7 protein-coding genes and 2 pseudogenes are annotated in these 8,657 nt (G+C 60.6%); 2 read left to right on the top strand and 7 right to left on the bottom strand.

The window, feature by feature from the left end; genetic code table 11:
* The 3 genes from OEJ36_RS10450 to OEJ36_RS10440 all read right to left on the bottom strand — a co-directional run.
* Positions 1–1,635: DUF6531 domain-containing protein (locus OEJ36_RS10450; RefSeq protein ID WP_263401468.1), on the bottom strand; the 1,635-nt coding region annotated here is incomplete at its 3' end.
* Complete coding sequence (locus OEJ36_RS10445; RefSeq protein WP_263401467.1) at positions 1,632–3,131, bottom strand: DUF6531 domain-containing protein; 1,500 nt, start codon at positions 3,129–3,131, stop codon at positions 1,632–1,634. The genes OEJ36_RS10445 and OEJ36_RS10450, both read right to left, overlap by 4 nt.
* A 422-nt stretch (positions 3,132–3,553) precedes the next feature.
* Entirely contained in the window at positions 3,554–3,973 is a 420-nt protein-coding gene (locus tag OEJ36_RS10440; RefSeq protein WP_263401466.1) for a HEAT repeat domain-containing protein, read from the bottom strand.
* 97 nt (positions 3,974–4,070) lie between these two features.
* Between OEJ36_RS10440 and OEJ36_RS10435 the strand changes: the two are divergent.
* Both OEJ36_RS10435 and OEJ36_RS10430 read left to right on the top strand, forming a co-directional pair.
* Positions 4,071–4,403: pseudogene (locus OEJ36_RS10435) on the top strand (glycine betaine ABC transporter substrate-binding protein); the annotation flags it as partial.
* Between the two features lie 73 nt (positions 4,404–4,476).
* Entirely contained in the window at positions 4,477–5,823 is a 1,347-nt protein-coding gene (locus OEJ36_RS10430) for an MmgE/PrpD family protein (RefSeq protein ID WP_263401465.1), read from the top strand.
* A 188-nt stretch (positions 5,824–6,011) separates the two neighbouring features.
* Here OEJ36_RS10430 and OEJ36_RS10425 read toward each other — a convergent pair whose 3' ends face one another.
* The 4 genes and pseudogenes from OEJ36_RS10425 to OEJ36_RS10410 form a co-directional block, all read right to left on the bottom strand.
* Complete coding sequence (locus OEJ36_RS10425) at positions 6,012–6,458, bottom strand: GNAT family N-acetyltransferase (protein WP_263401474.1); 447 nt, start codon at positions 6,456–6,458, stop codon at positions 6,012–6,014.
* A gap of 54 nt (positions 6,459–6,512) precedes the next feature.
* Positions 6,513–6,962: pseudogene (locus OEJ36_RS10420) on the bottom strand (NUDIX hydrolase); the annotation flags it as partial.
* Positions 6,963–7,005: 43 nt separating this feature from the next.
* Entirely contained in the window at positions 7,006–7,695 is a 690-nt protein-coding gene (locus OEJ36_RS10415; protein ID WP_263401464.1) for a GNAT family N-acetyltransferase, read from the bottom strand.
* Between the two features lie 76 nt (positions 7,696–7,771).
* On the bottom strand, positions 7,772–8,545 hold the full coding sequence (locus tag OEJ36_RS10410; RefSeq protein ID WP_263401463.1) for an AraC family transcriptional regulator: 774 nt from the start codon (positions 8,543–8,545) through the stop codon (positions 7,772–7,774).
* Positions 8,546–8,657: the final 112 nt, after the last annotated feature.

The raw sequence follows: 8,657 nt of genomic DNA, 5'->3' as shown, positions 1-8,657 counted from the left end.
CTGGCTTACGCTCTGGCTGAGTGGTCGTCCTTGGTCGTCGTAGCTGTAGGTGGTGATGCGATCGGGCTCGGTCACCGTCAAGGGCAAGTTCAAGGTTGGGTGCCAGGTGGTGGTGATGGTGCGGGCCTGGGGCGTGCCGTAGGCTTCGGTACGTGAAGTCTCAAGACCACGGTCGTTGTAGGTGTAATTGGTGATGTGATTGTTCCTATCTATGTGGCTCGATAGCAAGCCGCGTTGGTCATAAGTGAAACGAGAGTTTGAGTATTTGCAGTTCGCAGAAGGCTGACCAACGATCATGCTCACGCGCTTGCTTCCGTCCAGCACTTGAAAGTGATAGTCGGCGCGCTTTCCTAGCGGGTTGGTAACAGTGGTGGTTCCATTTGCGTTGTAATTCACCAAGGTGCGTTCAGCACCGTCAGCATGCTCGCTGGATACTGCACGACCTTTATCGTCATAAGTCCATGTGGCAAAGCGAACGCCACGTTCATCAGTGATGCCGGTTAACAGGCGATCATTGCCGGCAACTTCATAGTGATAGATGCGCTGCTTGGCTTGCCCAGTTTGAGTGCGGGTGAGTTGTGTAAGTCGCTGACCTGCATTGTACTGATAGGTGATTTGAGACTCTTCCGCCTGCAGGCTTAGGGGTTGGTGATTGGCGTCTTCGGTAAAGGTCAGACTATGGCCGAGCTCATCGCTCACTGTGACTATTGCTTGGTTGTAGCTCAACTGTTGACGTTTACCATCTCGACTTATTTGGCCTACAAGGCGCCCTTGCTGATCGAACTCATAGCGCTCGTTGCCGTGGCCGTAATAGGTCCATCCGTTTGGGGTGGCAATCAATTTACCCAGTTCCGTTGGCATTGATCCGGCAGTAGGGGTATCGATCCAGAAAAAGGATTCGCGGCCGTGCTCAAAGACCAGTGAGGCGGTGGTGCCCGCAAGCCTCAGGTGTGCGGAGTAATTGTGCCGCCAGAGGCCGTCTCGGCTGTTATAGATGCGGAAGAATTTAAGTCCTCCGGCTTGATCACCCACATAGTCAGTTTCGATTTGGTATTTGTTGCCGTTGGTAATGTTGATCGGGTTGGTTCCGCCAGTGCCGCACATGGGGGGTGGTCCACCTTCATTTTCGGCAGGGCACAGGGGGGAGTACTCAGGGCATTCACAGTATCGTTTGCTTGGCGGTCCTCTCATTTCTGAGCCTGATGGGCATTCTGCTAGCATGCTTATCCTGAAGTTGTTGATGTCGTATTTAGTTGTTAAGTAGGCTTTTCCGCCGGAAATAGAGAACTCTGTCCAAGAGGTCTTGACTAAGTATTCAGTATGCAATCCATTTATCTTGTTTTCTGAGCGGAATGGGACTATTTCAATGCCTTGATGATTGATGCAACTGCCTCCGCTTACCGAGATAGCTCTGGCAACACAGGCGTCATAACGGGATTGGGACTCTGCATTATATTTTTGGACTGGCTCGGTGTAACTACTGAATCTCATGGATGGAGGGAAGTGGTCAGAACGATAGAATAGTGTGGGAGGTGTAGGTGATGCCAACGAAGCTAAAGGCAATAAGGCCACGAACAGGAAAAGGAGCTTCTGGCCATTTCTTATGAAAATATCGAGGCGGTTTTTAATAGTCATTGAGTGTCAACATGCTTTGTCAGTTGGCGACCGTGGTTATCGTAGGTGTATGTGGTGATGCGATCGGCCTCGGTCACCGTCAGTGGCAAGTTCAAGGTTGGGTGCCAGGTGGTGGTGACGGTGCGGGCCTGTGGCGTGCCAAAGGCTTCGGTGCGGGATACTTCGAGGCCACGGTCGTTGTAGTCGAAGGTGGTGACGTTGCCCTTGTTGTCGGTGCGGGTCTTCATCAGGGCACGGTCGTCGTAGGTGAAGGTGGAGTTGCTGTTGGGGCAATTGGCCGAGGGCTCGCCTTCGATAGCGCTGATACGGCGCATTCCCTGGATGGTCTGAAAGCGATAGGTCGTGCGCTTGCCAAGGGCGTTTGTCGTGGTTGTAGACCCATCTGTGTTGAAACTCACTGAGGAACGATTGCCTCCCCCGGCGTATTCACTGGAGATGGCTCGGCCGTGGTTGTCATAGGTCCAGGTGGCATATCGGATGCCGCGCTCATCGGTGATGCCTGTAAGGAGGTTTGTATCGCGTTGATCCTCATAGTGGTAAATACGCGGAGTGTCCGGTGCATCGCTGCGTCTGACCCTGATGAGTTTTCCGTCCATGTACTCATACGCTATCGAGAGTCCAGAGCTTTCAAGCTGTAGGGGTTGATGATTTGCATCTGACTTTAGTGTGAATCTGCCCGCGCGTTCCGTCTCTATAATTGTGCTGTTTTCCGTGTATGAGAAATGAAGAGTAGTCTGGTCTGGACTCTGCTGCAGGGTGAGTCGGCCTAACATGTCAAAGACTTGCTTGGTATTGTTGGCGGATGTGTAGATCCAGCTGTCTTGTTGTTTGACTAGACGTGCTGCAAGTTCAATGGAGTTTTTTGCTGAATCGCCATCTCTCTCGAAATTGATTATTTTCCCGTCGAATTCAGTGAGTGTGATTCTCCAGTCTTCAATCTTGAGGTGCGACGAGTATCCGTGTCTCCATGTGCCTGTCGAACTGTTGTAAAAGCGCTTAAATGAAAAGTCGCTTGTTGTTATGTCTGTTTCTGGTTGGAAATTATTTCCGGTATCTACGTCGGCGAGAACTTGGGCAAGGTTGGCTGATGTATTTTGTGTGGCGTTACAAATCTTATTCTCTCGTGGAGCTCCTGCCGGTGAGATGCATTCTCCAAGGATTGGATCGAAGGTCTTTGCCGATGGGCAGGCGCCATCACTTAAGAAGATCTCTCCTTGGTAGAAGATGCTATCCGGTATATTTTCAGGGTGCGAGTATATCCAGCATTGGTAACGGGGGGGTACATAGTTCCATCCTGTGCTCCTGCCCAGGCGATAAAAATAAACATGCCACTTGCTTGCATAGTCCCTGCATGCTGCCTCGGGTGTACTTCCAGTACCTGTCTGTCTGTATGCATTGATTACCCAGATTGGCTCTTGTGCTAGCGCGGTATAGGAGCAGGGCAGGGTTGATAATAAAATAAGCGCTCGGATCTTATGGTCAAGGCGTTTTGGCATGGCGAATGTTGCCTGAGTGAATTTTTGAGAAGTCATGCCGTGCTAAAACACGGCAATAAATGCTGGTCGGTTGTAGTAGGTCGTCGCACTATGACGATATTTGCGACCTGTCAGTTCGCCAGCGATGGCTGTTAGCAACGGATCTATCGAGATAGATAGGGGGCGGGGTCAACAGGGAACACTGCCATTGAGACAGAAGAGTCCGGCAGACGTTAGATTTGATTGTGGAGAGAAAGCTTTCTGATACTACGTGTATCGGATATGGCACATTCCTTTGCCCGTTCATCGCTCGTTCCTTAAGCGTTTCTTGGCTTCATAAAATAGCGTGAACCGGCAGAAAGCTGAAGTCTTATCGGGCCTCTCCATTTCACATATCCGGAGCAAAAAGCCTGCCTCGCAGCAGGTCTTATCTCATCCTTGAGCTAGCGGGACCTGCCGCCCTTGTACGGGATGGGCCAGTGGTCCAGACCCTCCTTGCCGTACTCACGCAGCATCGGGTCGGAATGCTTCGCCATCAACTCCAACGCCACCTTCGACTCGGTCGTGCCGATGCGTGCCAGTGCATAAGCGCACTTGCGCTGAAAGGCGTGGAGGTTATCCCAGTCGATCAGGTATTCGAACCTCATCTCCGCAGCTTTGGCGATGGCTGCCGTGGTACTGGGCTCGCCGATCAACCCCAGTTCGAAAACGATTTCTTCATGAGCCTCATGCCAGTACTCCAGCAGTAGCTTTGCAAGCAGTGGGGCGGTGGCCTGATCGTCGAGGCTGGCGAGTGCCTTCAGGGCGGCGTCGATATCTTTGGCGTGGAAGGCGGAGTGGAAGAGGTCGAGTGGGGCGGTCATGAGTGGGGGCTTTGATGGGGAGATTTGGGCATGCGCAGGGTTCGCAGTGCACGCGTAGCGTTATTTACGGCGGACCCATTTAAACAGCTCACCTCCGCGCGACGTGGTCTGGCTGGAGGTGCCCTACACCGACCTGCCCGATGGCAAGAACGATGTCGACACCGCGTACAAGGGCAAGAACCTCGGCTTCGCCGTGGACAAGGTCGAAGCGCTGGTGAACAAGGAATTCGCCGAGAAGAACCCGGTGGCGCTGAAGTTCCTCTCCCAGCTGCAGATCACCACCGAAGACGAAAGCCAGCAGAACCTGCGCATGCAGAACGGCGAGAGCAAGCCCGCCGACGTGCGCCGCCATGCGGACGAGTGGATCGCCGCCCACCGCCAGCAGTGGGACGCCTGGCTGCAGGCCTCCCGCGCCGTCGCCCAGCCCTGACGGCTGCGCCCTGGGTGCCCGGCTCCGGGCACCCGTTCATTCCGGATTCCCGAAACCGCCTGTGGAGCCCCGCATGTCGCTCTATTCGTTCGTCCGCGATTTCCGTTTCGAGCAGGCGCCGGCCCACACCCGCGCGCTGATGCAGACCTGCCTGCTGGACATCCTCGGCGTCGCCGCCGGTGCCCGTGACAATGCCACCAGCCAGGCGCTGAAACGCTACGCGCTGAATCATCACCCGGCCGGCGTGCTCGCCAGCCGCCTGCTGTTCGATGGCCGCACCGTGCACCCCCTGGGCGCGGCCTGGGCCGGCGGCTTCTGCGTCGACAGCCTGGATGCCCACGAAGGCCACTTCACCTCCAAGGGCCATGCCGGCGCCACCGTGGTGCCCGCGCTGCTGGCCCTGGCCGATGCCTGCCGCCAGCAGGAGCGCAGCATCAGCGGCGAAGAGCTGCTCAGCGCCCTGACCATCGGCTACGAAACCGCCCTGCGCGCCGGCACCGCGCTGATGGCCACCGCGCCGGAATACCACGCCTCGGGGGCCTTCTCCGGCGTCGGCGTGGTCTGTGGCGGCGCGCGCCTGCTGGGCTTCGATGAGCAACGCTTGCGCCATGCCCTGGGCATCGCCGAATACTTCGGCCCGCGCTGCCCGATGATGCGCCTGGTCGACCACCCCTCCATGCTGCGCGACGCCCACGGCGCCGGTGCCCACGCCGGCCTCAACGCGCTGCTGCTGGCCGAGGCGGGAGTCACCGGTGCACCGGCGGAGACGGTGGAGTTCCCTCGCGTCGCTGCCTTCTGGGACGACCTGGGCTCGCGCTGGGAGATCGACGCCCAGTACTTCAAGCCCTGCCCCGTGTGCCGCTGGGCGCAGCCGGCGCTCACTGCCCTGACCGCGCTGATGGCCGAGCAGCCCGACATCCGTGGCGAGCACATCGAGCAACTGCGCGTCGAAACCTTCCACGAATCAGTGCGCCTGCAGGGCCACTGCCCGGCCAATGCCGACGAGGCGCAGTACGCGCTGGCCTTCCCCCTGGCGGCGCTGGCGGTGCGCGGGCAGGTGGGGCCGCTGGAGGTGACAGGCGATGCCGTGCACGCGGCGGATATCCTCGCCGTCAGCGAACGGGTGGAGATCGTCGAAAGCGACGAGCTCTCCGCGCGCTTCCCCGAGGAAATCCTCTCCCGCGTGACGGTGCTATTGAAGGACGGCCGCCGCTTCACCAGCCCGATCACCCAGGCCAAGGGCGACCCGGCCACCGCCATGAGCCGCGAGGAATTCCGCGCCAAGTTCGACCTGCTCGCCGGGGTTTCCCTGGGCCAGGCATTGCGCGACGAGATCGACGCCGCCATCACCGAGTTGCCACGGGCCGCCAGCTGCGAGCACCTGTTCGCACTGATCCTCAACGCCCCCGAAGCCTTGTAGGGGCGAATTCATTCGCGATGGCCAGGCACCGTGCCATTCGCGGTTGAAACCGCTCCCACAAATGCTCCCTGTTGCACCACACCTGTAGGGGCGACTTCAGTCGCCAAGCAACCCGCAGGGTTGCCACGCGCGTCTTCAGGGCAACGCCGTTGCCCATGGGCGAGTGAATTCGCCCCAACAGATAACGGCTACCACCCCCGGCGCTTCTCATAACGCACATCCCGCTCATCCACGACCCCGGCCAGGGCCCAGCCATGGCGCTGGTAGAAGCCGTTGGCGCGGATGTGCTCGTGGCCATCGGTCACCAGCCAGATGCGCTCATGGGCCTGGAACAACGCCGCTTCCGCCGACTGCAGCAGCATGCGCCCCAGCCCCACGCCTTCGAACTCTGGGCGGATGAACAGGGCGAAGAGTTCACCCTCATCCAGGTCGATCATGGCGAAGCCGGCGGGCACGCCGTCCACTTCGGCGATCCAGCAGCAGGGGCCGGCGGTGATGGCGTCGGCCAGCACGGCCGGGGTGATGCCCAGCTCGGCCATCTGCTCGCGGGAGAGGTGGTTCTGCACGACGCTGGTGCGGATGGCGAAGAGCGCCTCGATATCCTCGGTGGTGGCCAGGCGCAGGGTGCGGGTCATGCTGTCATTCCTTTGCGGGTTGTCCTGTGTGGGGGCGGTCGCCGATGCCGGCTTCTGGAACACCCCGGCATCGCCAAGCATCTCGATCAAGCCTTCGGGCCATACCGTCTCCTGCGTAGCGCGCAGTGCCTGTTCGGACCACCAGCGGTGAGCGGTCATGACCTGCCGCTCGTGCGTCGTCCATTCGGCGCTGGAGATCACCGGGCTGGGGACCTGGACCAGGAAGTATTGCTCCACGGCGAGCACCTCTTCGCCACTGGGCAGGCGCATGGGGAATTGCCGGTGCCCCACGGGGGCGGCGAGCGTGTCGACGCGGATGCCGGTTTCCTCCCGCAGTTCGCGGATGGCCGCGGCCTCGAAGCTTTCCCCGTCCTCCAGGGCGCCACCCGGGGTGGCCCAGTAGCAGGCGCCGGCCAGCGGGCCGTCGGGGTGGTCGAAACGGAAAAGCAGCACCTCGCCGGCCGGGCTGATCACCAGCAACCGTGCCGATTGTCTTTCACGCATGGAACGTCCTCTCCCTGGAGCCTTGGCAGTGTCGAGCGGTGGATCAGTGAATGGTCGGGAAGCGCTCTTTCACCAGCGCCTGGGCGTGGAAGGCCATCTGGTCGAGCAGGCGGTCGCGCTTGCTTTCGGCCTCGCTCAGGGCCTTCTGGCCGTTCTGCTTCACCAGGTAGGTGTGGATCTGCCGCACCTCCTTGGATTGGAAGATCGGCGCCAGGTCCTGCACCGCCACCATGCCGTTGGAGCGCTGGGCGCGGGTGTTGAGCAGTACGTGCGGCCCCTGCGCGGCCAGCACGCGGAAGCCGAGGGCCTCGAAGGTGGGCACCTTGCCCGCCGCGCAGGCCAGTTCGGCGTGGGGGCGGTGTTCGAGCATGCGTTGCACCAGGGCGCGGGCGATGCCGTGGCGGCGGTGGCTGGCGGCCACGGCCAGGTAGGCCAGGGTGCAGGCCTCGGCATCGTCCTGGCTGGGCAGGTACAGGGCGAAACCCAGCACCTGGGAGGGGTCTTCGTCCGCCAGGGCGAGCACCAGCCGCGCGCCGCTGGCCTGGGCGCTGTCCATGGCCTGCAGGTACAGGTGCACCTCGTAGCCGATCACGTACTGGTACAGCTGGTAGAGCGGGTTGCTGGGCGTCAGCGGAACCGGGCTGATGTCGCTGAAGTAGTCCACCACCATCTGCAGCACCTGGCTCTTCAGGGACTCGGGCGGCGGGTTATCCAGGGTTACGAGGGTGAACATGTGCAGCTGACTCCGGGCGTGCCCGATCGGGGGAATCGGCGCGGGCGCCATTGTAGCGTCGCCCGCAGCGGGCGGCTCATTTGAAGAAGTTGCTGGGCGTGATGCCGAACTGCTTCTTGAACATGGTGGTGAAGGCGCTGGGGCTTTCGTAGCCGAGCTGGCCGGCCACGTCGATGATCTTCTCGCCCAGGGCGATGCGCTCCAGGGCGAGCAGCAGGCGGGCCTGCTGGCGCCATTGGCCGAAGGTCATCCCGGTGCCTTTCTGGAACAGGCGCTGGATGGTCTTCTCGTCCAGGCCCAGCCGGGCGCTCCAGTCTGCCAGGGTGGAGCCGTCGCCGGGGTCCTGTTGCAGCGCCGCGCAGATGCCCTGGATGCGTCGGTCCGCCGGTTGCGGCAGGTGCAGGGGGAGGGTGGGGAGGATCTTCAGCTCATCGAGGATGAGGCTCATCACCCGCCCTTCGCGGGAGTCCGGCGCATAGGACTCGGTGATGCCGATGGAGGCCTGGATCAGTTCGCTGAGCAGCGCCGAGATGCTCACCGCCTTCGATTCGAGGGGCAGGTCCAGGGCGATGTCCGGGCGCACGAACACGCTGCGCATCTTCAGCGCGCCCACGCAGCGGATGGAGTGCACCTGCCCGCAGGGCATCCAGATGCCGCGGCTGGGGGGCACCGTCCATTGGTTCATCGCCGAGTGCACCACCATCACGCCCTGGATGGCGTAGATCAGCTGGTGCTTGTTGTGCGAGTGGGGCTGGATGAACCAGTCCGCCGGGTAGTCGGTGGCGCTGCTGCGCAGGGGCCAGGGCGCGGCGTCGATCTCGCTCAGGAAAGTGTCGAGGGGCTTGATCATGATGTCTTTTTCGCGATGGTTGTTGACCGGATTGCGCGAGACAGGCGGTTGGGCGGGCCTTAGGATAGCGCCGAATCCTGAGAACCAGCAGCGTGATTTCACGGCCCCGGCG

It is taken from the genome of Pseudomonas sp. PDM13, from assembly GCF_025685765.1.
Taxonomy (GTDB): domain Bacteria; phylum Pseudomonadota; class Gammaproteobacteria; order Pseudomonadales; family Pseudomonadaceae; genus Metapseudomonas; species Metapseudomonas solani.
This window is presented reverse-complemented; position numbering and strand designations above follow the sequence as displayed.

What these genes read in the sequence shown, in the direction of transcription:
- OEJ36_RS10445 (WP_263401467.1), bottom strand. Translation starts at nt 3,131, where the DNA reads ATGCCAAAACGCCTTGACCATAAGATCCGAGCGCTTATTTTATTATCA.
- OEJ36_RS10440 (WP_263401466.1), bottom strand. Translation starts at nt 3,973, where the DNA reads ATGACCGCCCCACTCGACCTCTTCCACTCCGCCTTCCACGCCAAAGAT.
- OEJ36_RS10430 (WP_263401465.1), top strand. Translation starts at nt 4,477, where the DNA reads ATGTCGCTCTATTCGTTCGTCCGCGATTTCCGTTTCGAGCAGGCGCCG.
- OEJ36_RS10425 (WP_263401474.1), bottom strand. Translation starts at nt 6,458, where the DNA reads ATGACCCGCACCCTGCGCCTGGCCACCACCGAGGATATCGAGGCGCTC.
- OEJ36_RS10415 (WP_263401464.1), bottom strand. Translation starts at nt 7,695, where the DNA reads ATGTTCACCCTCGTAACCCTGGATAACCCGCCGCCCGAGTCCCTGAAG.
- OEJ36_RS10410 (WP_263401463.1), bottom strand. Translation starts at nt 8,545, where the DNA reads ATGATCAAGCCCCTCGACACTTTCCTGAGCGAGATCGACGCCGCGCCC.